The sequence below is a fragment of the Salmonella sp. 32070601201500089SM genome, assembly GCF_017573605.1.
Lineage (GTDB): Bacteria > Pseudomonadota > Gammaproteobacteria > Enterobacterales > Enterobacteriaceae > Salmonella > Salmonella enterica.
On record NZ_JAGETK010000015.1, the window covers coordinates 79,360 to 103,312 of the forward strand.

Here is a 23,953-nt window from a genome sequence, read left to right on the forward strand (position 1 = left end):
GGTATGCAGCACTTTCATCCTGATCTCCGGCTCAGTCAGCTATCCGACGTGCCCCCTTATGCCGGGCCAGCAGCGAAGAAAATCCGGGCGTGGTGTGATAAAACAGACGACGTTTCAGCCAGCCCACATTCTTTCGCTCCTTTGTGTTGATACGACCAATACGCTGTGAACCGATGACTGGATTGTTCATACGCCTTTCTGTGGTATACAGGTATGTGAACCCCAGCTCTTCAGCCACATGAATATAGTCAGAACAATACCAGCCCTCAGGCCAGCACAGATGCTGACTGCAGTAACCCAGCATCTCCCTCATCCGCTTACGACTAAGAAGAATATCGACACGAAGCAAATCCGACGGATTACGGGACACAGGTTTCTGGTCCCAGCGTCGGTGGGTGTGCGTGTGCGAGTGAAACTCAACAAGGCCACTGAGGTGCATCTCCCGGACCTCTGACCAGCGCAGCATGACCTCATCAGCCCGGCCTTGTTTAACCAGCATCTGACACTCAGCATGAGAGTACACCAGTTCGCCTGCAGGAATACGGACCGGTCCGTCACTGATCAAACTGGTCACAAGAAAGAGATGCGCATGCAGATTAAACTCCTGCAGCACCGGAAAAACCTGCAACCAGTTATCCAGCCAGCCGCCATCAAAGGTCAGCATGACGCTTTTACGAGGCAATCTTGCACCATGATAAAAAGCTTCCACCTCTGCTGCGGTAACGGTTTTCCAGCCAGATTCAGCCAGCCATTTCATCTGCGCCCGGAACGTACGGGGAGATAAGGTTATCTGTCCGGGTTTATCACTGACATGGTGATACATTAATACCGGTAAATGTCGTGCATAAGACATATGCTTTATTCCTTTATATAAAAAATAAATTATTTTTACGCCTGAGGGGACAAGAAAAAGCCCTCTAAACATAAAATCTTAAATATCACATATGAATACCTGACAGATAAACAAACCTTATACCAGGGGCTTATAAAGCCCCGCTCACAAAAGAGTGAATCAAACAAATCCACAAAACAGAAAATAATAAAGGCATCAGTGTCCGTTAAATTATTTTACGAAACATAATATTCCTCTCCCTACAAAAAAAGGTGAATTTCAGATTTTAAAATCAATCAGCAATTGATTTTTCTGCAATGAAGATTGCTAACCATATTTGCCTTGAGTAAATTTTCAATACATCCTCGAGCCTGATATACAGTATTCGCCTTATTCACTGATACAGGAAGTATGAGTGGAACGGATGTCTACGCCTCCTCGTGTGTCAATGCACAGGCCTTAAAATCCAGCGTCCAGGTATCCGCAGGCACTTCCTGATTGCCATCAACGACCACACTGAAACTGGCGTTATCTGCAGCGGTTCTTAAAATGGCGCCACGACCACTCACCGTATCTGGTTGCCACCCCTCGCCCTCCAGGCGAACCTGAATGTGATGGCGAGGATCCTGTTGCCCGCTCAGCAGCAATACGGTAGGCGTGTTACCCGCCTTTTGCTCATCGCTCCATACCCGAAACCCGCTGTGGCTGCCGTAATAAGTCACCCAGCCTTGCGCAAGCACCATCCCATCTGGCACATGCCCGGCCCGAAAGTAAGCCCCTACACGTAGCGTTGTCTGAAGTTTTTCTGCGGCGTTCGCTATCGGCATCAAGCTACTGGCAGCAACCAGTAAGGTTACGCTATAGATAACCGTTTTCACTCGCTGTATTTTCATCCACATTGTTCTCTCCTTCAGAATCGGTTATCTGCAGAGACCGCTCATTTGATACAAGCCCGCGATTCCCTTGTGGGCAGGTAGCTGGTAGTTAACCCGACATTGCTGTGCTCCCCATTTCACCGTCAGTTCGCCCTTATCCGCCAGACCAGTGAGATAAACCTGGCTATCAGTATCCACCAGATCAGCGCTGCCATCCTGCCCATTGACTATAACCTGCGCCCCGAAAGGAATGGCGCTACCATCTTCCCGTTTCAGCGTCATCAGTGCCCTGGCCCCGATGCGAGTGTGAAACTTCGCTTCCACCACCGCCCCTTCGGTTGGCACCACGCGCACATCGGTTTGTGTGACCTCTGCGTCATCCGGTAGTTGCGACGGATCGAGGCTGACTGTATTCTCCTGATAGACGCTCAGGTTGCCCACTGTGGTGTCGCCACGAAAATCCGTCTTAACGCCAGGCCAGCCGCCAACTGGCACCCCCGAGGCCCCTGGCGCTTCAACCAGCGCCACTGAGCCTTGCAAAGGTTGCCCCAGCGTCACACCATGATGGTGGATAACTATACCTCCCGCGATATTGACTCCCATCTGGCGCATCGCCCGGCTGTAGCTATAGTCACCACCTAACAGGCCGTAAGCCCCATTCCATGCCAAGTGCAATGCGCTGTTATTACCACCACCTGGCGGGGCATCGGCACGGTAACTCTGACGCACCTCCCAATCCAGTTGCTGACTGAATGCCTCTCCGTTGACCCCCACTTGTTGCGTCTGACCACCGTGTGATGGTGAAGTCATCTGCCAACTAGCACTTACATTATTCCCCGTCCAGCGGCTTAATGGCATACTGAACCACAGGCTGGTTATGTTCTCTTTACGGTGCGCGCCATTGCGCCACAGCGTTCTGTTTTGATTCCAGCTCAATGACAGCGAGCCCCCTCCGATAGAGGTTCCCCAACTCAGTCCGTAGCTGTCATCATGACCGGGGCGATTACGCCAGTCGGTACGGGAACCGGTTAAACTCAGATTGCCCAAATGCCTCCCCCATGACTGACTCAACATCAGGGTGGTACGCGAGCTCGGCTGCAAATTTTCCCGCCACGACCATAGACGGTTACCATCATGTCGATAACTGTCGAGCACATCGGATAGGGTGTTATAGCCCTGCGAGGCATACTGCCATCTCGTCAGAAAAAAATTTGTCCCCGTCGCAGTCAGCTGGTTGCTGTAACGCAGTCGCCAGGAGGCTCCTTGCTGTACCGCCTCCCCCTGACGCTGACTGTGTGTGTCGCTTCCATCGACAGATAAACTCCCCCACCGCCCGAGAGATCCCCCCAAACCAAGCAATGCAGCTTGATAGTGCGTTGCACTCTGTATACCGCCGTATGCAGTGAGATTCCACGGCAGACCATACATCAACGTAGCCTGCGCGATCTGCGCCTTATCCGTTGCAGAGTCTGACGATCGGTATCGGCCCGCCAACAGGCTGTACTTCAAATATCCCTGGTGCAGTGCTATCGCCGGGGTCTGATACGGCACCACAAACATTTGTGTACTGCCATCGGCCTCCCACACGGTGACATGCAGATCACCACCACTGTCTGTTACCGACAGATCCCGCAGTACAAACGGTCCGGGCGCCACAGTGGTGTTGTAAATGGTGTAACCATTCTGTTTGACCTCCACCCGAGCCTGCGTGCGGGCAATCCCACGCACTACCGGAGCAAACTGCCGCTCACTGTAGGGCACCATGTTGTCATCCGATGCCAACATCACACCGGTAAATGGCACACTATCAAATATCTCCCCCTGCGAAGTCTTTTGCCCCAGAGTCAGACGACTTTTTAGTGAGTACAGTCCACGCTCAGCATAGGTATATGCTGCCTGCCACTTCCCCGACAGTTGACTACTCCGCTGCCAGCTGGTCGCATTGCGGACACGCCACGCACCTATATTGATTCCCGGTTGCAGTTGTACCCAGGAAGAGTTGTCACGCCTCTCCATATCCATTTTGTAATCCGTCTGCGTTGTCCTCGCATTGTAGTTCATCAGAAACGCCGGAATACCATCATCCCAGAGATCTTCAGGAGCGATCCCCTTAAATTCCGGACGCAACGCCAACTGCGGAATACTCAGTTGCAGTTGCTGATTATTGATATCCAGTACCGCTTTAGCCTGTGGAATGGCGGTCAGATCCGCACACTCATCTGGGGGCTTTGCTGCTTTCCACAACTGAGGGTAATCTTCCGTTTTTACGCCGTAGCGTGAAAGCTGACTGACCGTCAAACAAGGAGCCAGAAAAGGCGTTCCTTGCCCATCCTTTTCCAATTTGAACACCACATCACGGGTGTCGACACGTTTACCATTCACCATCACGTCCACGCGATAAGTCCCTGGCTGTTGTACCCCTTGGTTAAAGAGCGACATATCAACCCCTTTCGCTGCATCGCCCAACATCGATGCATCGAATGTGTAAGCGTGCGCATTTGCGCAGTGAACTACTCCCGCGATAAACAGTAGCAAGGCAGGTTGTTTGAACTTCATATTCTGCCGCTAAGCCCCTGGATTTATTTAAGGACGTAGTGGAACGGATGACTTTCACCACCAAAGTCTGTAATAACTCTCCACTCGATATCACCACGAGTGCCACCTGGCATATTTAGTGTTTTGTCAGCAAAGGGGGGGATATACTCAAGCCCTGTAATGGGCTTTCCCCCTACTGTGACGGAGGCTAAATTCATGTAAAACGGGGTGGGGTTCTCCACCTTAAGTTTGTTGCCCGTCTCCACCCATCTTAAATTTCCTGCAACATCTTCCGGCGTCCCCTTCACGGCATCCGGGCGGAAAATCAGCTTATCACAGACGTTGATGGACAAATTGAGGTCAAGGGTCGCGCCCTTAGCCTGTGTATCCGACGGTTCATTTTCGGGTGGTACCGCCTTTACACAGACCCACTGTAAAGTTTCACGATCCGTTGGCATGTCACCACCAGTACGGACAATACGCAGTTGACTCTGCTGGTTCGCTTCTAAACGAAATAGAGGCGGCATCACCAAAAAGGGAGCAGGCGAACTTTTGTCTGCTGCTTTGACTGAAGACTGAACCAAAATAGGGTAATTCTGCGGGTTGCTCACCGAGAGCGTGGCTCCAGCTGTACCAGCGTGATAAATCACCCGTGTAGCCCCCAGCTTCACGCTGAATGATTTAGTGTTTAAATTTAATTTCTGCTCAGAGGCATACACTGGAGGAGTTATAGAATTAGAGACGAATAAAACAGCCGCCATTACACCAAAACTAATAATTTTCATATTACAAGTTATAAAAAAATGTATGACTTGATATTTATTGCGCCTTAATAAGGCGCAATAAAAGTTGTTTACTATTAAGCTTGATACTCCGCTATGTGTATCGTCACTGGATAAGTATCAGCCTTTACCGTTTGTGATCCAGACAATTTCACAGCGACTTTATCTGCCATGTTATATACCCACCACTTATGCGAAGCACCATCCACTAATGAACCTTTATTGGCACAGCCTACCCCCCCAAAGGTAACTTTAATGGTATTACCACTTTTACCAGTTACCGTCCACACATCGCTGTTGTTGCCCACTACTTCAGGTTTAGAATAATCTCCCGTTACCGCGTATTGTTTGCTCGAACCGCTTACCGAAAGCGTAGCAATAGTCTCATCACCCTTATGAGACCCTGCCATCAAGCCAGACACTGGAATAAGCTGTGCTTGTAGTTGTCCAGGATTACTGAAATTTACATCCGCCGACACGCCAGTGCTTGTATTCGGCACGAGCGAGCCGGCATAACAACTAGCAGCCATAATGCTTAATGCACTTGCGATAATTAAATTTTTTACTTTTTTCATCGAAAAACCACCTTTTTTTTGACCAAATTAAAATAGTCCAGCACATCCATAATACATAACGCCATACCAAATCTTACCGTATGTAAAAATCCGTGGCTGGTAATAACAGCTTGTACTTATTGGTATTTGTTACCAATTCAAATAAGTAATGTCATAAAAATCTATATATCAGAGCACCTCTTAATCTGAAAAAAATTGCGTTATTGCCAATATAACCAGCATTGATGTTAACATCGTATTGTCAGGGTGGAATAGAATGCCAGTCAAAAAGCAATTATACCCTCCATTTACATTCAAGTGATAACATTACAATGAAACCCACCACGCTGGGTGTGGGAAACTTATCTTCGAAGAGAGGATAATTATCAGGCATCGTTGCAACATTGTTTATATTTAAACATACATCTCCTACATCTCCTAACTCGACGGTAAGATTATTAGTTAACTTTTCCTCGCAGGGAAGATCTTTAATGGAAAATCTTGTTTTCCGAAACGGAAAAGCAATTATAACGCTCCAACGAGAGTCTCAACACTAAGAGCTGACTGACACAGGCCAGACTGATTATACAGGCATGAAAAAGCTCTCCCCTTCCTTTCAGTTCTTGCTGGATTATGCAAACGTCGCACCACCTCCCCGTGAACATGGCACATTAATTTGAAGCAGCTCTCATCCGGTATCGCTTTTCAGTGCAGCGAAATTCATCGCAGGTGCCCCTGTAAATAGACCCGTTTTAGTTCCATGCATTTTTAAGATTCCGGCCAGATAATGTTGTTAGCGGTATTCCTTCGGTATCATATTGTTCCGCGATTCATATGGACGTTCGCAGTTATATTCTGATAACCCTTTATCCGCAATTTCCCGCACCTCATTCAGCGTTCTGAACAGATAAGAATTGAGTATTTCTGTACGGTATGTCCGGTTAAAGCGCGTGATGAAAACGTTTTTCTTCGGCTTACCCGGCTGGATAAACGCCAGCTTTACTGCATGTTTCTTTGCCCATTCAGCCAGTGCCAGCGAGATAAATTCCGGTTCCTTATCCATACGCAGCATGGCCAGATAACCGCGGTTGCTGTAATCCTGTCGAGTACACGGACCACTCGCAGAGCTGGCAGATTCAGATCGATTTCAATCGACAACGCTTCACGATTACAGTCATCAACAACATTGAACGTGCGAAAACGACGCCCACAGACCAGCTCTGGTTCAGCGCTTCCGGCGTGACCAGTGGCGAGGGATTGCGTACCGGCAGCCGTTGTTTACCCTTACGGCGAAAATTCAGCTTGAGCAGACAGTAAATACGGTGGAGCCTTTTGTGATTCCACGCGTATCCCTGCCGCCGTATCCAGACTTCCAGTTGTCCCTGGTGGCTTCAGAAATACCGGCCTCCCGGTAGACATCTTTAACAGTCTGTCCGGATTCGACTGATCTAATCACAGCGATGATCTGGTGCGCAGTAATACGGGCTTTACGCACAGCGATCTCCTGCGTTGGCAGATTGATTATGCCGGATGATCTCTAAATGTGAATGGCTCGATTATGCGGGATACTTACATACTCACGCGTTGAGAGACTTTCAGTTCGTTTGTACGGTGAATAGATGCCGCAGGCGGGGTTTATTAACGGGATGCCCGTCAAGGTGCGGGTAATGAGGGATTGCATCGTGATTACGCCGCAGCATACCCGCGGACTCTTTGGCTGTATTGAAGGGATGGGCGTGACTTTTATTAATCAAAAGAAGGTGAAAGCGTGGCTAAAAACCTTTCCGGGGGCGCTGAACAATACCGGAGATATTCCGGTGATTAAGTGCAACAGGATCGAAGGAGGGATCGGATGGGAATTAAATAATAAAAAGCCGGGAAGATTTATTTTCTTGCCCGGCTTTTATTTATTCTATTTTCTTATATATACGTCAATATATTTTAGTACATTTTCTTTGTATAAAGATGTATTTATATAGTGATTTAAATAGGCATCATTTAATTTACTATATCCATCTTCATTCAATTCATCTGACTGCCAACCACAAACCGGACATATTTCAAAAATAGAGTCCTCTTGGTTTTCAAAAACTACATAACCGCAAGAAATACATGATACACCTGTTATTTCACTATCAGGATGATCAATAATTCTTATATCGTTACCTGTAATTTCTTTAATTTTATTTTCTAAGTATTTATTTCTAACCAATGGTGATATTCGATAGCTATCAAGAAGTTCAGCATTGTAAACTTGTTTCCTAGCAAGGATCATAGACGGTTCTTCAATTATGCCATTTTCATGCAAAAAATTAACTCTATCATCTATAACTAGAGTAAACAAAGCATAATAGCTCAAAAAATCAACTACTTCACTACGAGTAAATTCTGAATACATTATTTTGCTCCGGCCAAGTCAATCGCGTCCTGGAATGGGGTACTACTTCGCCCATCATCTTTATAATAGGTCCTTATCTCTCTTTTACCCATATGACCTACAAAAATCTCACCAGTAGCTTTATCGTGTCTAATTACAAAATTACCGACTTTTGCTTCTTGTATTGATGGTGTTAAGGGTTTAGTAGCAAATTCTTTAGCTTTTGCCATATATTGATTCTGAGTAATATTACCAAACTCATGACCGTGTTTTTCATAGTGCCCTTGTAACCCAGATTTACCTGTTAATGGATTTTTATTTGGATTGAAACCTTTCCATTTAACAGAACCAACAATACCACAATTTGATAACCCTAACGGATCGATCCAGCTTATCGGATTCGGCGCATACTGATAAAGGTTTATTCCACCTCTCAGCGAGATTGGATCAAGGCAGCGATACTATCCGATCAATGGATCATACTACTGGTTTCGTTCGTATTTCCCTGAAACCATCGAATCGTAGTTCATATGCTACCGCCATACCCTGATAAATTGAGCCATCTGCACACTGCTTATTTTACTATCAAATCAGAAAGTTAAATACAAAAATATCGTATGTAAAACACAACTCCGTCTTAATGTCGGTTATGTCTGAGTACGCCACGAAGAACGTAAAACCGGAATGACTACGTATTACTCACAGCACCCCAGCCTGCACCTCAAGGGCGACTGGCTGAAAGAGGCGGGGTTTGACACCGGGCGCGGCGTTACCGTGAAGATCTCGGAGGGGTGTATTGTGCTGATGGTTGAGAGCAACGAGGTGCAGGAGCTGCGCGAGCAGCTTTATCAGGCTAAACAGGTGGTTAAGGGAATTAAGGATGTGCTGGTTTAGTGGATTGAACGGAAATTGATAGTAAAAAAACCGGGAAAATCAGAAGATATTTCCCGGTTTATTGAAAAAACGACTTTATTTACGAATATTTAATCTCATATTTCCCAATTATATCGAAAACATGATCATAAGTGCTAAGGACTATATGTTGAAGTTCGTCTCCATCCATATTCTCTATCAAATCAAAGCTTGATAGAGAATATTTTTCATATGGATAATCATCCACTTTATATATAGACAGTTTTTTGATGTTACTAAACAAAAATTCAACGTTAACATCAGGGGCATCTTTAATAATTGGCTTACAAGAAGACAAAGATAACGACGCTTTAATGACAAAATTAAAAGGATAGAGTATTAATTCAGTCCCTGATAGAACTAAAGCATCTCGCCCGTAAATTAGACCATATTTTGTTTCTATTGCCTTCACATTCATGTCAGCCACAACCTCTTGTTCTTATTGATTTACCACCATCACTAGTTGAAAATCTTCGGTCAAGATTAATTTTTGACAACTCCTCTGGAGTTGCCCATCTGGATGGAATTTTAGGTACTCCAGCTTCCTTAGCTGCATACAGGCGTCTATTATCCAAACTAAATACTGAATCCTTATGTGCTCCTTGAGACAATAAACGCTCTTGAACATTTGCGGGTAAATCCCGCATCCTGACTTTTCTAATTGGCTCAACTTCATTTATATATGAGGGGTCATTTATAAGTCTATGTATTAACCCATTAACGTTTCTTCCGTCCTCAAAAACAGCATTAATACTATCTTGTGAGAATAAAACCGTTTTAGGACTAACAGGAGACAATCCCAATGGGTCAATATAACTTAACGGATTCGGAGCGTAACTATATAAGTTTATTCCGCCCCTTAACCCTATCGGGTCGCCCGATATAAACTTCCCGATATCCGGATCAAAAAATCTGTACAAATTGTAATGCAGCCCCGTTTCCCTGTCCAGATATTGCCCCTGGAAACGCAGGTTCTGCTGTACGGGCCGGGTTTCTTTTTCATGCGTCAGGTTCCCCCATACCTGATAGCCCGCTTCCCAGACAATATTGCCCCTGCCGTCCGTCATCTCCTCCGGCGCGCCGTTTACGTCCGTATGGTAATACAGCACCTCATCCGCTTCGCCCGGCGCCGCCCTGTCCACCCGCGCCAGCGGCTCGTGGCTCCCCTGGTCGCTGTAGATATACAGGCTGCTGCTTCTTCCCAGCCTGCACTCCTGCGCCAGCCGCATTCCGTCCCATAAAAACGTCGTCCGGTTATACGGCTTTCCTTCCGCGTCCAGTTCGTGCTTCTCCACCCGCCTGCCCGGCGCGTCGTACACGTACCCGTAACGCCGTACGGTGCTCCCCCGGATGACCGCCACTTCCGTCAGCCGGTGCTCCGCATCCCAGCGGTAGTGCTGCGTACCGTTGCGGCCCCGCTTTTCCACCACCCGGCCATATTCATCGTAACGGTAATGCAGCCCACGGTATGACGTTATCCGGTTGAACGGCACCACGCTGCCTGCACCCGCCTGCGCGGTCTCTCCCTGCCGCCTGTCCAGCAGGTTCGCCGCCGCGTCGTACTGCCAGCTGTCCAGGTATGCCTCATTCCGGCACGCCGTGATGCGCCCCGTCGTGTCGTAAAAATAATCCGTCCCCCCTGCCGGCTGTGCCGCTTTTTCAGCAGCTCATCCTGGCCGCTGTACGCATATTCCCGGTCAATAAACGTCTCCGGCACCACACCGCGCATTCCTTTACAGGTCAGTTTCCGCGTTAACCGGCCCGTCCGGTCGTACATCCGCCGCGTGTGCAGCCGCCCCTGGCTCCGCTGCACCTCACGGTGCAGGTGGTCGCGCGTGAACTCGCTGATGACATCACGCCCCAGGTTGATTTGCTGGAGATGGCCGCTCCCGTAGTACAGGTACCGCAGCATCCGCCCGTCCGGCATCTGCGTTTCTGTGCGGTTGCCCTGAACATCGTACCGGTGCTGCAGCACGCCCTGCGCCGTCTCCTCGCTCAGCAGGTTACCCGCACTGTCGTAGCTGAACCGGATAACTTCCGGCTCTCCGCCTTCCGCCGCATCATGCCGCCTGCGGCGGATTTCCAGCAGACGGTCCGCCGCGTCGTACCGGCATCTGGGTGTTCAGCACGTCGCCGGTCCCGGCGTTGATTTTGCGCGTTCCCTGCTTCGTCAGATCCAGCAGGATGTTTTTCAGCGGCGCAGGCAGTTTCGCCGCCTCCAGTTGCAACTTGTCTGCGGCAGTAATGCGCGCTGGCAACGTCCCCGCCGCCAGCGCGCTATCAGCAATGGTCAGTTGGGTGTAATACTCGTTGAGCATGGTCAGCAGCGAAGCGATCTGCATCGTCCCACCGCCGCTCTGTCCGCCGTCCGTCCGCCCGGCAATGACCTCGCGCAGCGCGGCGAAACGGTCATCCACCAGCGTTTTTTCCAGCCGTTCTTCCGGGTGAATATCCTGGAACAGTTTTGCCGTCTGTACCACTTTCCCCGCGTTACCGGATGCGCGCTGCGCCAGTTGTTTCTGTCTGGCCTGCGGGTCCGGCGGCGGCACCAGCGTGGTCTGCTCCACCACCGCTTTTCCCAGCCGCATCAGCGGTGAGTCCGGCGACGCCAGGGTGCGCAGCACCTGTAAATCATAGGCCAGGCCGGAACTGCCCTCTTCCCCGGCACTGTTGATACTATGGATACTGTCCAGAAAATCCTGCCAGCGGCGGGCATATTCCGTCAGGTACAAACGGCGGACTTCGCGGGCGACAGACTGCTCCTGCCCCGGTATCTGGCTGCGCAGGCTATCAGTCAGCTTTTTTGGCGTACTCTCCCGGCCCATCACCCAGCCATCGTTCGCCGTCGCCGCCGCCACAAATTCCGGTAATCGTTTGTCGAACAGCTCCCGGTATCCTTCACGGGTAAAAATACCCGGCACGCCCCGATCCAGCGGCGCGCCGTTGCTACGCACAAACACCGTTCCCGCATCCGCGCCGACGGCGCGTACCGGCGTGCATGGTGGATTCCTGATGAATATTCCAGCGCCAGCTCAGTACTTCAATTTCATTTTTGTGTTTGTCATCCATTGACTCGCCGTCAATGCCGTCAATTTTCAGAAAAATGTCATAAGACATATCTACTATCCTTTTAACTACCTAAATTAAGCCCTGATTTATCTGCTTTATTAGGTGAACAGATTAACTATTCCTGTACAGCTCTTTCTTACCCATAAATTCATCAGAGCAAGAGAACGTATGCTTTTAATATCTTTGAATTTTACTTCTCGACACGCCTTTTAATTAATTCATTTAATTCCCTGTCATGGATAAAATCTATGCACTTCATGGTATTAAAATCTGATGATATCGAACCGTTATATTTCAACCCTGAATATTTTTTCGCAATCTCATCAATTTCATGGTAAATCTCCACAGATTGTTTACCATATTCAAGGTAAGCACTGGCCGTAGCTCTGGCATCGTTTTTAACGACATCATCTTTGTATACTAATGCCAGACAATGACTCAGCGCCCAATTTTTTAAGAGCTCCGACTGTGAATATTGTGTGGTCAATGCTTCTTGTGCAAAGGATGGCTGCCATACCAGCATTCCACTTATGCTGAAAGTAACTAATATTAACCATTTCACGGCAGTATCCACAGAGTCCCAACTTCAGGAACAAATGGTCCATTATCTGGGTCATTTAATAAGTGGCACTGATCTGAACAGATACTGCCATTCCATAATGTAACGTGTCCTCTGGCATTGCTCCAGCCATGCCCTTTTACTACGATAATTCCTTTCTTCCCGATAAAGTCACTCTGTTTCGGATTATTAACAATAAGATCAGGCTTGCCCATAGTATGAGTAAGATAATCAATCATATCATTCACGCGATAAATATAGAATTTATTATCGGCACCACTAACCTTTGCATACGGAGAGTTACGGGCTATTGGGAACCCTGTCGCATTCAAAACATAGCTCATTCGAATAGGGCAGGCATTTTGAAAATAACCACCAGTTATATTTTTCCCAACGTTTCCACCAATAATGCTACCCACATCAGCGACGGAATGATTCACCTTCCTAAAAGCTAACCACGCTTCATTGAATGAAGGTCTGTTCATTTTGCTTAACCTCTAAAAATTCTGTGTAGGTCATTAATTCTCAACACGTATCTTCATGGACGCCGCTTTCTTCTGATTGTCAGAATTCACCTTGTAAAACGCTTTCACGCTCAGGCCAGGCCGCTGCGATTAGGGGTCAGGTAGCGAATCGCTACTGCCGCATCCGGAAAGCAGGAGCAGTGCAAAAGGCATAGCTACCGCACATAACCACCCAGTGGGGTTACGCCATTTATTCACTGTAAATTCCTTTAAAATCAAAACAATAAAACCAGCCAGACATAACATCTGGCCGGAAAAACAGCCGTTAAATTTCTTTGTTGGCCTTGAAGTCGTAGCCTGCGGTGATGGTGCCGCCGCTGCCGCCCTGCTGGTTCTGCACCACGTATTCCTGCTTCACGGTGCTGAAGGAGAGCTCCACCGTTTCACGGGAGGCGATTTCACCATCGTGGCTGCCGCTCGGGGAAACCACGGCGACAATCAGGTCGGTGAAGGTATACTTGAGGTACTCCAGCGGATTGCCGCCAGCCTTACGCATAACCAGAATGGCCTGCGGAATGTGCTTGCCGGAGGCGCAGTATTTGAACAGGTTCGGGCTGGCGCGATCGATATAGTGATCAAAATCCAGGTTGGTGACGGAGACCTTACCGGAGCCGAGGCCGCTACCGGCGTGCATGGTGGATTCCTGATGAATATTCCAGCGCCAGCTCAGTACTTCAATTTCATTTTTGTGTTTGTCATCCATTGACTCGCCATCAATGCCGTCAATTTTTAAAAAAATGTCATAAGCCATTTTTATATCCTTATTAAGTTTTACTTAAAATAAACCTGATTTTATCTATATCTTTTTGTTTATAGATAAATCATTGCCGTACAGAATCCTTCTCCAATAACTTCAGGAGAACAGAAGACTGTATATTTTTCCGGTACCGATAATGTATTTAGTTATTTTATGAATTTGCATTATTTAATGCATATGAATAATGCTTCATAACTTCCGATAATAAAAACCATAACCTGTACTGAAATTTTCACGTCTCAAATCGCTAATTACAGATAAAAGATATAGACTGGTCTTCTGGCGATCCCTCAAAATTATGAGTCTTACAGCGAGTAGAAGAAGCAGGTATTGGTTGCGTCAACCATATCTGTTCATGACCATAAATACACGAAACCCAATAGCGATCGGTTTCTTTATCGCTAACACGTTCTGTTTCCCATACAGACCAATTTTCACCGTTTACTTTTTTAGTCTCTGGTTTGAGATCCATCAGGTTTTCAGGTTTACCCTGCGTTACCCCAATACTACTTAACCATAAACGCGACATATATCGAGGAGAAAGCTGCCACGGCGCTGGGACATCAGACTTCAGGCTCACAGCAGAAGACTGAGTATCAATAACAGCCGGACAACTGACTTCCCAGGCTACAGCATATTGTGAAAAGAGCAGAACAATACCAGGTAACAGATGAAAAGTTGAGCTTATGGTCATAATATGTATTTCCTACTCAATAATATAAAAAGCTTCGGCATTGTTACTGGCATCCGGATATGTGCCATCACTACGTATCCCACCTTTACGAGAAAGTGAGCGGGACGAGATTTTTTTCTTCTTTTTCCACTGATCCATAACATAAATATAGTTAGAATCCTGTTCAAGATAGAAAGCAGCATGTTTATGCGCAGCGCTACCAGATGGGTATTTACCATTAACAAAAGTTGCGATTGCTGTCCCCCTGGGGATCGACTTATCCCCAAAAACCTTTCGCCCTTGCTTCCAGGTTCCTGTAACCCCCAAATGTGCATATTGCTTGACTAAAGTCACACACTCCCCATCACCGACCTGATCTTTCCCTTGCAACGAATCAACCAAACCGTAAATATATGCCATATATCCCTCTTTATATTCTCTATCTTCTCTGACTTCACTCGCTTAAACATTCACAAAATAAATGCATCAGGCATTGCCCTGCTTCACTGACGGCAGTTTTGTCACCAGGCGCAGCGATCCCGTCAGCCCTTCAAGCTGGAAATGCGGACGCAGGAAGAATTTCGCGTCGTAATAACCTGGATTGCCTTCCACCTCTTCCACCACTACTTCAGCGGCAGCCAGCGGACGACGGGCTTTAGTTTCTTGCGAGGAGTTCACCGGATCGGCGTCGACGTAATTCATAATCCATTCATTTAGCCAGCGCTGCATATCCTCACGCTCTTTAAAGGAACCGATTTTGTCGCGGACGATACATTTGAGGAAGTGAGCGAAGCGCGAGCAGGCGAACAGGTACGGCAGACGGGCGGACAGGTTGGCGTTGGCCGTCGCGTCCGGATCGTAGTATTCCTGTGGTTTTTGCAGCGATTGTGCGCCGATAAAGGCGGCATAGTCTGAGTTTTTACGGTGGATCAACGGGATAAAACCGTTTTTCGCCAGTTCAGCCTCGCGGCGGTCAGAGATGGCGATTTCGGTCGGGCATTTCATGTCCACGCCGCCATCGTCAGTCGGGAAGGTATGGCAGGGAAGATTTTCCACCGCACCGCCTGATTCCACACCGCGAATCAACGTACACCAGCCGTAGTGTTTGAAGGAACGGTTGATGTTTACGCCCATCGCGTAGGCCGCGTTGCTCCAGACGTATTTGGTATGGTCAGAACCATCCGCATCTTCTTCAAAATCAAACTCGTCCACCGGGTTGGTTTTTGCGCCATACGGCAGGCGGGCAAGAAAACGCGGCATCGTCAGGCCAATATAACGGGAGTCTTCGCTAGCCCGCAGCGAGTTCCACGGCGCATATTCCAGGTTCTGGGTGACGATTTTGGTCAGGTCGCGGGGATTCGCCAGCTCCTGCCAGGAGTCCATTTGCAGTACCGAGGAGGAAGCCCCGGCAATAAACGGCGCATGGGCCGACGCGGCGACTTTGGCGATAGAGCCGAGCAGATCCACATCGGGCGGTGTATGGTCGAAGTAGTAATCCGCAATGATACAGCCATAAGGTTCGCCACCTAACTGGCCGTATTCGGCTTCATACAGTTTCTTGAACATCGGGCTTTGATCCCAGGCGATGCCCTTGTAACGCTTCATGTTGCGCCGCAATTCATCTTTTGACAGATTCATGAAGCGAATTTTCAGCTTTTCGTCGGTCTCGGTGTTGTAAACCAAATGCTCCATACCGCGCCAGGAGGATTCCAGCTTCTGCCAGTCGGGATGTTGCAGGATCAGTTTGATCTGTTCGGTCAGTTTAAAGTCGATCTGCGCAATAATAGCGCTGATGCTTTTATAGGCGTCATCGCTGACGGTGATCGTGTTCGCCAGCGCCTGTTGCGCCAGCGTCTGCACCGCGGCTTCCACGGCTTTTGCCGCCTGGGTAGTCTTGGGTCGGAAGGCCTGATTCAGCAACGCATCAAATTCACCGGATGCGGAGGCGGTATCCTGAGCAACCGCGTCGGTTGCCTGCATATTACTGTTTGCCATGAAAATTCCTTAAAAATTCGACGTTATTCCGCTGATTCATTATCCGCTGACACATCTTGCTGGGTAGCGGCCGATTTCGGCGCATTCGCCAGCGTTTTCAGCAGAGTCGGGTCCTGCAACAGTTTATTGACCAGATTTTCCGCCCCCGCCTTGCCATCCATGTAGGTCTGGAGGTTCGCCAGTTGAGTGCGGGCTTCCAGTAACTGGTTCAGGGCGTCCACCTTGCGGGCAATCTGTGCCGGCGAAAAGTCGTCCATATTTTCCAGCGTGATATCGACCATCAACTGACCTTCACCCGTCAGCGTATTCGGCACAGCGAACGCCACGCGCGGCGCAATGGCTTTCATGCGCTCATTGAAGTTATCAATATCAATATCGAGGAATTTGCGATCCGTCACCGGCGGCAGTTCTTCACGCGGTTTCCCGGCCAGATCGGCCAGCACCGCCATCACGAACGGCAGCTCGATTTTTTTCTCGGAACCGTAAATCTCTACGTCATATTCAATCTGCACGCGCGGCGCGCGGTTGCGCGCGATGAATTTCTGCGCGCTATTGTTGATAGCCATAATCCTTCATTTCCTTTTTAGTCAACTGGTTGCCGCAAGGGGAGCGGTATACCGGTACAGTTTTTAAAATCGCACTACGGACACTTCGAACGGCCGGTTTCAGCAAACGATCTCAAAAACAATCTGCTCATCACCATTAACGCCGATATCAATCTGCCTGATCGCGGCTTTTTCCGTCATGGCCTGCAACCAGTAGCGCGACAGTCGTGGCAGAATGTGCTGTTCGATGTAGCCAATCAGCAACCGCGCGCCCGTTTCATGCATTGGACAGCACGCCACAATATGTGCGACCAGTTCCTCGCTATACGTCAGCGTCACGCCGTGCTGTTCACCCATCCGCGCCACCAGCCGGTCAAGGTGCAGACGGGCAATCACGCCACGCGACGTTTCATCCAGCGGCAGGTAAGGGATCACCGTCACGCGGCCCAGAAATGCCGCCGGGAAATGCTTGCGCAATTCCGGCATTAGCGCCTCTTTAAGCCCCGTAGCATCGGGCATTAAGGCCGGATCTTCACACATCTGGCTGATGAGGTCGGAACCCACGTTGGTGGTGAGTAATAGCGTGGTGTTTTTGAAATCGACATGTGTTCCCTCACCGTCCTCCATCCCGCCCTTGTCAAACACCTGATAGAAGAGTTCATGGACGTCATGGTGCGCTTTTTCGATCTCGTCGAGCAGCACTACGCTCCAGGGGTGGCGACGCACTGCTTCCGTCAGCACACCACCCTCGCCATAGCCCACATAGCCGGGGGGCGCGCCTTTCAGCGTGGAAACGGTGTGAGCCTCCTGGAACTCGCTCATATTGATGGTTACCAGGTTCTGCTCACCGCCGTAGATAGCCTCCGCCAGCGCCAGCGCGGTTTCGGTTTTACCGACACCGGACGGCCCGGCCAGCATAAACACGCCCACCGGTTTGCGTGGATCGCCCAGTCCCGCCCTGGCGGTCTGAATACGTTCACCAATCTGCGCCAGCGCGCCGTCTTGCCCGGTAACGCGTTGCGCCAGTCGGGCAGGCAGTTCCAGCACCTGGCTGGCCTCATCTTTCACCATGCGCCCGGCAGGAATACCGGTCCAGTCGGCGACAATCGCCGCGACAACCGCCGCGCTGACTTCCGGGAACACCACCGGCGCGTCGCCCTGCCACTCCCTTAGCGCCGTTTCGGCCTGTTGCAGCGTGGTTTTGTCATCAGCATCAGACTCTGCGACACGCAGTTCCTGCAACGTATGTACCAGTTCCAGCTCCCGCTGCCAGCGAGATTCGGATGCAGTCAGTTCATTGTTGAGCGAGAAAATTCGCGCCGTCAGCGCATCGCGCCGCTCATCTGACTGAATCCCCATTTTTTCCTGCTTCTGCAACAGCGACCGTTCCATTTCCGCCGCTTTTAGCTGCTGGCGCAGGAACTGTACGCTGGCAGGCGGCGTGTGCAGCGTCAGCGCCACGCGGGCCGCGGCGGTATCCAGCAGGCTGATAGCCTTATCCGGCAACTGCCGGGCGGGAATGTAGCGGTGAGAAAGCTGTACCGCCGCACGTACCGCCTCATCCAGAATCAGTACGTTGTGGTGTTTTTCCAGCGTATCCACCAGACCACGCACCATTTCCATTGCGGGGATCTCTTCCGGTTCGGCAATCTGCAACACCTGAAAACGACGGGTCAGCGCCGGATCTTTCTCAATATGGCTCTTGTATTCGCTCCAGGTGGTGGCGCCGATAGTCCGCAGGGTGCCGCGCGCCAGCGCCGGTTTCAGCAGGTTAGCGGCATCGCCCGTGCCGGATGCGCCGCCCGCGCCCACCAGAGTGTGAACTTCATCGACAAACAGAATAACCGGCTGCGGCGAGCGCCCGGCCTCTTCCAGTAACCCTTTCAGACGCGATTCAAACTCGCCTTTCATGCTGGCTCCGGCCAACAGAGCGCCAACGTCCAGCGCCAGCAGCCGTACTTCCCGCAGCGCGGGTGGCACTTCCCCCTGCGCAATCGCGAGGGCAAAACCTTCGACGACCGCCGTCTTTCCGACGCCCGCCTCACCAGTCAGTAGTGGATTATTCTGGCGACGGCGCAGCAGAATATCCGTCATGGTGCGGATTTCATGCTCACGCCCCGTCACCGGGTCGATTTTGCCGTCGCGCGCCTGTGCCGTCATGTCCTGACAGTATTTTGCCAGCGCGGATTTACCGTCCTGCCCGCCGTTGGGAATCGCCTGACTGCTTTCACCGGGAATGGCTGATGCCAGGCCGGAGCCGTCGTAAGGGCGCTCCTGCGCTTCCGGCGATGTTTCGATCAACGAGGGCAGTATTTCCGTCAGTTCATCAACCGGAAGCGTGGCCAGCGGCGCGCAGATACTGCTCAGTACCCGACGCAGTTCTGGCGTGGTCAACAAGGCCAGCAGCAACCAGCCGCTGCGAATTTTGTTATCGCCGTAACGGACGCTCGCCAGCATCCAGGCCTTTTCAACGCTGAGATCGATATGGTGAGAAAAATCACTAATGGCGCTGGCCCCGGCGGGCAGCATATCCAGTTGCCGGAGTAACGCTTTCTCCACATCAGAAAGAGGGATCTGGTAATGCCGAAGAACGTGGAGAATATCGTTATCGGGCTGCTGTGTTAACTGGTGCAGCCAGTGAGTCAGCTCAACCCAGGGATTAGAGCGTAGTTTGCAAAATGCCGTTGCCGATTCCAGCGACCGGAATAGTGGGCCGGCCAGTTTTCCATATAACGCACTGCGTGAAACAGGAGTTTCCATGTGTTATGCCTTGTGACATAAAAATTCATAAAAATAATGCATCAATGCATATAAATACATAAACAATTCTTTATTGATAGCCTCGAAAAAATATCGAAACAAAACAATGATACAGATCAGGGACTAATTAGCAACCAAGCCGTTAATATTAAATAATCAATGAACAGCAAGATAAAAATCGCAATTGCAGAATTAAAAGAAATAATATTTCAAAAAAGACATCTATGCATACAACAATGCATTCACGAAGAAAATAATAAAAAGGGTGTCATCAATAATGACTCCCTATGAATTTAGTTAAAATTATTTATGAATTAAAACTCCCTAAACGTTTCCTCCAGAAAAATAAATACATTTAAGGGACATAATGAAACAAGACATGTGGGAATTACGGAAAATACAGTCGCAGGGTATAACGGATAACGCACAGTATCCCGCAGGGACATACATCGTATTTACTGCCGCCGCCCCCTACATTCCGCTTTTTGAGCAACATGGGAAAGACGATATCGCGCTCAGTCTTGTTCGCCACGAAGAGGCGTGGTGGATTGTTAATCACTCGGATGAACTGTGCTGTGCCGTCAATGAGCAGGTGATGGAACCTCATCACCGTATGCGGCTGAATGATGGAGATACGATTGAATGGGGTCTGTCATCCTGGTGCCTTGCCCGCACCAATGATGAGTCCCGTCCCGATGTTTCGTTTCCTCAGTTGGTTCAGTCATCTGAATCCGTTGCTGAGTACCTGGATCTGGACTGGTTTAAACAACAACAGCTCAATCCGCAGAACCCGTTCGATATTATTCCCGTCCGGGAAACCGCATCCTCTTACACTGGCCATGAAGCGGATAGCACACTACACCAGCTTTACCAGGAATATCAGCAGGCATTGCGGCCCTCCGGGCAGGAAAAGCCCCTCCGTGCTAAACCGTTTCCCCGAAATGAAGACGCTGTCACCCAGGATTTGACGTCGTTATACGATAAAAAGGGCGACACCGACACGTTACAGGATATGGTGGCAGGCGCGCCCGGTATTGATGCCATTCTGGATACGCTGGACACGACCGGTGAGGGTGAAATGCACTGGCTGGCGATGGAATCAATGCCCGATATCCTGCAACTGCTCTCGCCGGAACAGGCGGGGAAAACCGCACATAGCGAGATACTGCCCGATCTGACCCGCCGCGAGCATCGTATTATTGGCATCGACAGCCACTACCGAATCACTCCGACACAGAAAAATGGAAATACCGCCCATGAAAAAAACTGACACGCTTCCTGCTACCCTGTCCGCGCTGATACAGGAATACTCTTTTGCGGAGGGGATTCAGATGGCGGAGCAGCAGGTTCGGGAAAATCCGGCGAAAGCGCTCTGCCGCCACAGCCTGTTTCAGTTGCTGTGTGTGGCCGGAGACTGGTCGCGGGCGCTACACCAGCTTCAGCTATGCGCCAGGATGGAGGCCAATTATACCCAGGAGGCCCGGCTGTACCGGGAGCTGGTTCGCTGCGAAATGTTCCGCCACACCGTTTTTCAGGGTGAACAACGACCCGGTTTTCTTCTGCCGCAGCCCGTTTGGGTGGAGTCACTGCTGGCGGCACTCGCCTGTCATGACGATACCGGTGAGGTTGATAAACACCGTAATACCGCACTGGAAGCCATAACAGACACGGGCGGGCAGTGGAACGGCGGCGCATTTGACTGGGCGAGCGACAGCGATTCCCGCCTTGGCCCGGTACTTGAGCTAGTCACCGGCGGCGTGTATGGACGGCCTGGGCAGGTAAAGCCATGCATGACCGTCCGGTGACCGGCATGATTTTTGAACCTGAACACGGCTTAACCCACTGAGAGTAATGATATGGATATGTCCCTGACTAAACCGGTAAGCGCGGAACAACCCTGCGGCCCCGATCCGGAGTACGACCCGGAATACCTGCTGCTGTTCAGTCGCGCCGCCCCCCAGGCGGAGGCGCAATATGGTGATTTTGTCAGTACGCCGGAAGCCGTGAACTGGCCGGAAATTGAACGTGATGCGCGCCGTCTGCTCACGCGCAGTAAGGATATCCGGGTGTTGATCCTGCTGCTGCGCAGTCGCATCCAGCAGGCTGGCGCACAGGGACTGGCGGAAATGCTCACGCAACTGGCAGAACTGAGCGTAATCTGGTCCGATGCACTCCATCCACAGCTGCTTACCGGCGAAGGCGCACCCGCAGAATCTATTGAAGATGCGGCGCTGGCGCGCAGTAATGCCCTGGCGGCGCTGCTGGATCACGAAGGCGTGATGGCAGACATTCGCGGTATCACGCTGTCAAACAGTGCCGTCCTGCGCCTGCAGGTACGGGATGTCGAGCGCGCGTTATCCGCCCCTCGCCCGGCTGATGCGCTGGCCCCCGAATCCGTCCGCCAGCAACTGGCCGACCTCGAAGCCCGTGGGGCATTACCGCTGGCGGCGTTTCGCGAAGCGCAGGAAAGCGCAGAACGCCTGCAAGTGTGGGCGCGTGAGACATTAGGCGATCTGGCTCCAGATTTTTCACGCCTGCGGCAGTTGTTAGCGCTGCTGCCTGACGTGGTACAGACAACCACACCGGAAATCCCTCCGTCGCCAGCGCCAGTGCCAGACCCCGCAGGCACGGTTATGGATAATGCCGTTCCGGCACGGGCAGAGGATGTGCCGCCTGTCAACGCGCCACCCGGTATATCCCTCCCACACAATGCTGAACCGGGGCCAATTCGCGATCGTAATGATGCGCTGGAGCGCCTGCGGTGCATTCGTCGCTGGTTTGAGAGCAGTGAACCCAGTAGCCCGACCATCCCACTGTTACGCCAGGCTGAAAGACTGGTGGGAAAACGGTTCTCGGAGGTGATCAATGAGATCCCGGTGGAGTTGCTGGAGAAGTGGGATGCCCTGGAGTGATGATGCGCATGTCTGGCGGTTCTCCGTAATTATCTGAGTGATATCAACATTACGCAGTCTGCTTCTGCGCTGAACATGTCCCGATCCCGGTTAAGCACCGCCATGAGGCCGCGCCTTAAATGTCAGTGGGATCAAAATAGCCATGACAGTGAAAGAAGTGGCGGTAATATCCTGTTCGTCATCCAGGCGTAGGCCCATTTGCGTCAGATTCCACGATAGGCGGTGGAACTTCTTGAAGACGAAAAAAAACCGTATCCCTTTTACAGGGATACGGTTTTTTTTACTTCACAGGATGTATAAAAACACCCTGAGATTTGTATCTGGCGGAACGGACGGGACTCGAACCCGCGACCCCCTGCGTGACAGGCAGGTATTCTAACCAACTGAACTACCGCTCCGTGATGTTCCCGCTGGGAACGAGGCGAATATTACGGTTTGCGGTGTCGCCCGTCAACGCTTTTTCTCACCTTTTGAATCAGTTGCTGCAAAAATCGCCCGAAGGATGATTTTTATAGCCTAAAAAGGAATAAATTACGCCCGCCAAAGGCAACTTCCGCCCTTTTTCTGCACCAGATCAAGCCGCGATTCATGCGCAGCCAGCTCTTCCTCAGAGGCAAAAACGACCCGTAACCGGCTGGCCTGGCGAACGATTCGCTGAATGGTCGCTTCACCTTGCTGCCGTTGCGTCTCTCCTTCCATCGCAAACGTCATGGACGTTTGCCCGCCCGTCATCGCCAGATACACTTCGGCAAGGATCTGGGCATCGAGCAATGCGCCGTGCAAAGTACGTTTGCTATTATCTATCTCATAACGCGAACACAGCGCATCAAGGCTGTTACGCTTGCCGGGGAACATTTTCCGCGCCAACGCCAGGCTATCGGTAACTTTGCAGAAAGTATTGGTTTTAGGAATATCGCGTTTAAGCAGACCAAACTCATAATCCATAAAGCCGATATCGAACGATGCGTTATGGATGACCAGCTCCGCGCCGCGGATATAATCAAGAAACTCATCGACCACATCAGCAAAAACCGGCTTATCCAGCAGAAACTCATCGGCAATACCGTGTACGCCAAACGCCTCCGGATCCACCAGCCGATCCGGCTTCAGGTAAACATGAAAATTGTTGCCGGTCAGACGACGGTTTATCACCTCAACCGCACCGATCTCAATAATCTTGTGACCTTCATAGTGCGCGCCTATCTGGTTCATACCGGTGGTTTCGGTATCGAGGACAATCTGTCGTGTAATTGCAGTGCTCATATCGGTCATTTATGTCAGACTTGCGTTTT

General features: G+C 50.3%; 21 protein-coding genes, 1 tRNA gene and 9 pseudogenes. 6 read left to right on the plus strand and 25 right to left on the minus strand.

Translation table 11 applies throughout. From position 1 onward, the window contains the following. Positions 1-31: 31 nt before the first annotated feature. The 7 genes and pseudogenes from J4728_RS20015 to J4728_RS24320 all read right to left on the minus strand — a co-directional run bounded on the left by J4728_RS20015 (position 32) and on the right by J4728_RS24320 (position 7,073). Positions 32-853: a polysaccharide deacetylase family protein gene (locus tag J4728_RS20015; RefSeq protein WP_208212315.1), complete on the minus strand. Its 822-nt coding sequence runs from the start codon at positions 851-853 to the stop codon at positions 32-34. A 407-nt stretch (positions 854-1,260) separates the two neighbouring features. Further along, complete coding sequence (gene afaD, locus J4728_RS20020) at positions 1,261-1,731, minus strand: AfaD family invasin (protein WP_208212317.1); 471 nt, start codon at positions 1,729-1,731, stop codon at positions 1,261-1,263. Positions 1,732-1,752: 21 nt separating this feature from the next. Then, the gene (locus tag J4728_RS20025) at positions 1,753-4,263 is read right to left on the minus strand and encodes a fimbrial biogenesis outer membrane usher protein (RefSeq protein ID WP_208212318.1); all 2,511 of its coding nucleotides are present in this window, start codon (positions 4,261-4,263) and stop codon (positions 1,753-1,755) included. A gap of 23 nt (positions 4,264-4,286) precedes the next feature. Next, the gene (gene safB / locus J4728_RS20030) at positions 4,287-5,027 is read right to left on the minus strand and encodes a pili assembly chaperone SafB (RefSeq protein WP_024792644.1); all 741 of its coding nucleotides are present in this window, start codon (positions 5,025-5,027) and stop codon (positions 4,287-4,289) included. A gap of 74 nt (positions 5,028-5,101) precedes the next feature. Continuing rightward, positions 5,102-5,599, minus strand: coding sequence for a Saf-pilin pilus formation protein SafA (locus J4728_RS20035; RefSeq protein WP_208212320.1), 498 nt, complete (start codon positions 5,597-5,599; stop codon positions 5,102-5,104). A gap of 772 nt (positions 5,600-6,371) precedes the next feature. After that, positions 6,372-6,942, minus strand: a pseudogene (locus tag J4728_RS20040) (integrase core domain-containing protein); the annotation flags it as partial. Next, the gene (locus J4728_RS24320; RefSeq protein WP_001224066.1) at positions 6,876-7,073 is read right to left on the minus strand and encodes a transposase; all 198 of its coding nucleotides are present in this window, start codon (positions 7,071-7,073) and stop codon (positions 6,876-6,878) included. The gene J4728_RS24320 and the pseudogene J4728_RS20040, both read right to left, overlap by 67 nt. A gap of 52 nt (positions 7,074-7,125) precedes the next feature. On the opposite strand from J4728_RS24320, the pseudogene J4728_RS20045 reads away from it, so the two are divergent. Further along, positions 7,126-7,368 (plus strand): annotated as a pseudogene (locus J4728_RS20045) (SymE family type I addiction module toxin); the annotation flags it as partial. Positions 7,369-7,490: 122 nt separating this feature from the next. On the opposite strand, the gene J4728_RS20050 reads toward J4728_RS20045, so the two are convergent. From J4728_RS20050 to J4728_RS24325, 3 genes and pseudogenes are all read right to left on the minus strand, one after another. Continuing rightward, positions 7,491-7,976 (minus strand): CPCC family cysteine-rich protein, encoded by a 486-nt coding sequence (locus tag J4728_RS20050; RefSeq protein ID WP_175066218.1) that lies wholly within the window; start codon positions 7,974-7,976, stop codon positions 7,491-7,493. Continuing rightward, positions 7,976-8,185, minus strand: coding sequence for a hypothetical protein (locus J4728_RS20055; protein ID WP_175066217.1), 210 nt, complete (start codon positions 8,183-8,185; stop codon positions 7,976-7,978). Before J4728_RS20055 ends, J4728_RS20050 begins: the two co-directional genes overlap by 1 nt. A 126-nt stretch (positions 8,186-8,311) precedes the next feature. After that, positions 8,312-8,404, minus strand: a pseudogene (locus J4728_RS24325) (RHS repeat-associated core domain-containing protein); the annotation flags it as partial. Positions 8,405-8,639: 235 nt separating this feature from the next. On the opposite strand from J4728_RS24325, the gene J4728_RS20060 reads away from it, so the two are divergent. Beyond that, the gene (locus J4728_RS20060; protein ID WP_023228807.1) at positions 8,640-8,849 is read left to right on the plus strand and encodes a SymE family type I addiction module toxin; all 210 of its coding nucleotides are present in this window, start codon (positions 8,640-8,642) and stop codon (positions 8,847-8,849) included. Positions 8,850-8,928: 79 nt separating this feature from the next. Here the strand turns inward: J4728_RS20060 and J4728_RS20065 are convergent, their stop codons facing one another. From J4728_RS20065 to tssH, 13 genes and pseudogenes are all read right to left on the minus strand, one after another. Beyond that, entirely contained in the window at positions 8,929-9,285 is a 357-nt protein-coding gene (locus tag J4728_RS20065) for a hypothetical protein (protein ID WP_023228808.1), read from the minus strand. A gap of 1 nt (position 9,286) precedes the next feature. Next, positions 9,287-10,794: pseudogene (locus tag J4728_RS20070) on the minus strand (RHS repeat-associated core domain-containing protein). 169 nt (positions 10,795-10,963) lie between these two features. Then, positions 10,964-11,863 (minus strand): annotated as a pseudogene (locus tag J4728_RS20075) (ImcF-related family protein); the annotation flags it as partial. Then, positions 11,826-11,984 (minus strand): annotated as a pseudogene (locus J4728_RS20080) (type VI secretion system tube protein Hcp); the annotation flags it as partial. The pseudogenes J4728_RS20080 and J4728_RS20075, both read right to left, overlap by 38 nt. A 142-nt stretch (positions 11,985-12,126) precedes the next feature. After that, on the minus strand, positions 12,127-12,510 hold the full coding sequence (locus tag J4728_RS20085) for a type VI secretion system amidase immunity protein Tai4 (protein ID WP_000379146.1): 384 nt from the start codon (positions 12,508-12,510) through the stop codon (positions 12,127-12,129). Next, entirely contained in the window at positions 12,495-12,980 is a 486-nt protein-coding gene (locus J4728_RS20090) for a type VI secretion system amidase effector protein Tae4 (RefSeq protein WP_001081550.1), read from the minus strand. Before J4728_RS20090 ends, J4728_RS20085 begins: the two co-directional genes overlap by 16 nt. 42 nt (positions 12,981-13,022) lie before the next feature. Further along, positions 13,023-13,217, minus strand: a pseudogene (locus J4728_RS24020) (type VI secretion system lipoprotein TssJ); the annotation flags it as partial. 67 nt (positions 13,218-13,284) lie between these two features. Continuing rightward, positions 13,285-13,770 (minus strand): Hcp family type VI secretion system effector, encoded by a 486-nt coding sequence (locus J4728_RS20100; protein ID WP_000312802.1) that lies wholly within the window; start codon positions 13,768-13,770, stop codon positions 13,285-13,287. A gap of 253 nt (positions 13,771-14,023) precedes the next feature. Next, on the minus strand, positions 14,024-14,470 hold the full coding sequence (locus J4728_RS24190) for an STY0301 family protein (RefSeq protein ID WP_020437319.1): 447 nt from the start codon (positions 14,468-14,470) through the stop codon (positions 14,024-14,026). Between the two features lie 12 nt (positions 14,471-14,482). Continuing rightward, a complete protein-coding gene (locus J4728_RS20110) occupies positions 14,483-14,869 on the minus strand; it encodes a BPSL0067 family protein (RefSeq protein ID WP_208212322.1) in 387 nt (128 codons plus the stop codon). Positions 14,870-14,935: 66 nt separating this feature from the next. After that, the gene (gene tssC / locus J4728_RS20115) at positions 14,936-16,444 is read right to left on the minus strand and encodes a type VI secretion system contractile sheath large subunit (RefSeq protein ID WP_208212323.1); all 1,509 of its coding nucleotides are present in this window, start codon (positions 16,442-16,444) and stop codon (positions 14,936-14,938) included. 23 nt (positions 16,445-16,467) lie between these two features. After that, positions 16,468-17,010 (minus strand): type VI secretion system contractile sheath small subunit, encoded by a 543-nt coding sequence (gene tssB / locus J4728_RS20120; RefSeq protein ID WP_000996817.1) that lies wholly within the window; start codon positions 17,008-17,010, stop codon positions 16,468-16,470. Positions 17,011-17,109: 99 nt separating this feature from the next. Further along, positions 17,110-19,749, minus strand: a complete 2,640-nt coding sequence (tssH, locus tag J4728_RS20125; protein WP_208212324.1) for a type VI secretion system ATPase TssH — start codon at positions 19,747-19,749, stop codon at positions 17,110-17,112. Between the two features lie 367 nt (positions 19,750-20,116). Between tssH and tagK the strand changes: the two genes are divergently transcribed. The 4 genes and pseudogenes from tagK (at position 20,117) to J4728_RS20140 (ending at position 22,661) form a co-directional block, all read left to right on the plus strand. Beyond that, positions 20,117-21,019, plus strand: a complete 903-nt coding sequence (gene tagK, locus J4728_RS20130) for a type VI secretion system-associated protein TagK (RefSeq protein WP_000806682.1) — start codon at positions 20,117-20,119, stop codon at positions 21,017-21,019. After that, positions 21,006-21,512, plus strand: a pseudogene (locus J4728_RS20135) (impE family protein); the annotation flags it as partial. The gene tagK and the pseudogene J4728_RS20135, both read left to right, overlap by 14 nt. Further along, positions 21,500-21,595 (plus strand): annotated as a pseudogene (locus J4728_RS24025) (hypothetical protein); the annotation flags it as partial. The pseudogenes J4728_RS20135 and J4728_RS24025, both read left to right, overlap by 13 nt. Before the next feature lie 10 nt (positions 21,596-21,605). Next, positions 21,606-22,661 carry an ImpA family type VI secretion system protein gene (locus J4728_RS20140; protein ID WP_000367614.1) on the plus strand — a complete coding sequence of 352 codons (1,056 nt, stop codon included), beginning with the start codon at positions 21,606-21,608 and terminating at the stop codon, positions 22,659-22,661. 321 nt (positions 22,662-22,982) lie between these two features. Here the strand turns inward: J4728_RS20140 and J4728_RS20145 are convergent. Beyond that, a tRNA-Asp gene (locus J4728_RS20145) sits at positions 22,983-23,059 on the minus strand. A 133-nt stretch (positions 23,060-23,192) separates the two neighbouring features. After that, a complete protein-coding gene (gene dnaQ / locus J4728_RS20150) occupies positions 23,193-23,924 on the minus strand; it encodes a DNA polymerase III subunit epsilon (protein ID WP_001670675.1) in 732 nt (243 codons plus the stop codon). Positions 23,925-23,953 lie beyond the last annotated feature (29 nt).

Excerpts from the sequence above, each read along its gene's own strand:
- J4728_RS20015 (WP_208212315.1), bottom strand. The coding sequence starts at position 853 with ATGTCTTATGCACGACATTTACCGGTATTAATGTATCACCATGTCAGT.
- afaD (WP_208212317.1), bottom strand. The coding sequence starts at position 1,731 with ATGTGGATGAAAATACAGCGAGTGAAAACGGTTATCTATAGCGTAACC.
- J4728_RS20025 (WP_208212318.1), bottom strand. The coding sequence starts at position 4,263 with ATGAAGTTCAAACAACCTGCCTTGCTACTGTTTATCGCGGGAGTAGTT.
- safB (WP_024792644.1), bottom strand. The coding sequence starts at position 5,027 with ATGAAAATTATTAGTTTTGGTGTAATGGCGGCTGTTTTATTCGTCTCT.
- J4728_RS20035 (WP_208212320.1), bottom strand. The coding sequence starts at position 5,599 with ATGAAAAAAGTAAAAAATTTAATTATCGCAAGTGCATTAAGCATTATG.
- J4728_RS20050 (WP_175066218.1), bottom strand. The coding sequence starts at position 7,976 with ATGTATTCAGAATTTACTCGTAGTGAAGTAGTTGATTTTTTGAGCTAT.
- J4728_RS20055 (WP_175066217.1), bottom strand. The coding sequence starts at position 8,185 with ATGGCAAAAGCTAAAGAATTTGCTACTAAACCCTTAACACCATCAATA.
- J4728_RS20060 (WP_023228807.1), top strand. The coding sequence starts at position 8,640 with ATGACTACGTATTACTCACAGCACCCCAGCCTGCACCTCAAGGGCGAC.
- J4728_RS20065 (WP_023228808.1), bottom strand. The coding sequence starts at position 9,285 with ATGAATGTGAAGGCAATAGAAACAAAATATGGTCTAATTTACGGGCGA.
- J4728_RS20090 (WP_001081550.1), bottom strand. The coding sequence starts at position 12,980 with ATGAACAGACCTTCATTCAATGAAGCGTGGTTAGCTTTTAGGAAGGTG.
- J4728_RS20100 (WP_000312802.1), bottom strand. The coding sequence starts at position 13,770 with ATGGCTTATGACATTTTTTTAAAAATTGACGGCATTGATGGCGAGTCA.
- J4728_RS24190 (WP_020437319.1), bottom strand. The coding sequence starts at position 14,470 with ATGACCATAAGCTCAACTTTTCATCTGTTACCTGGTATTGTTCTGCTC.
- J4728_RS20110 (WP_208212322.1), bottom strand. The coding sequence starts at position 14,869 with ATGGCATATATTTACGGTTTGGTTGATTCGTTGCAAGGGAAAGATCAG.
- tssC (WP_208212323.1), bottom strand. The coding sequence starts at position 16,444 with ATGGCAAACAGTAATATGCAGGCAACCGACGCGGTTGCTCAGGATACC.
- tssB (WP_000996817.1), bottom strand. The coding sequence starts at position 17,010 with ATGGCTATCAACAATAGCGCGCAGAAATTCATCGCGCGCAACCGCGCG.
- tssH (WP_208212324.1), bottom strand. The coding sequence starts at position 19,749 with ATGGAAACTCCTGTTTCACGCAGTGCGTTATATGGAAAACTGGCCGGC.
- tagK (WP_000806682.1), top strand. The coding sequence starts at position 20,117 with ATGAAACAAGACATGTGGGAATTACGGAAAATACAGTCGCAGGGTATA.
- J4728_RS20140 (WP_000367614.1), top strand. The coding sequence starts at position 21,606 with ATGGATATGTCCCTGACTAAACCGGTAAGCGCGGAACAACCCTGCGGC.
- dnaQ (WP_001670675.1), bottom strand. The coding sequence starts at position 23,924 with ATGAGCACTGCAATTACACGACAGATTGTCCTCGATACCGAAACCACC.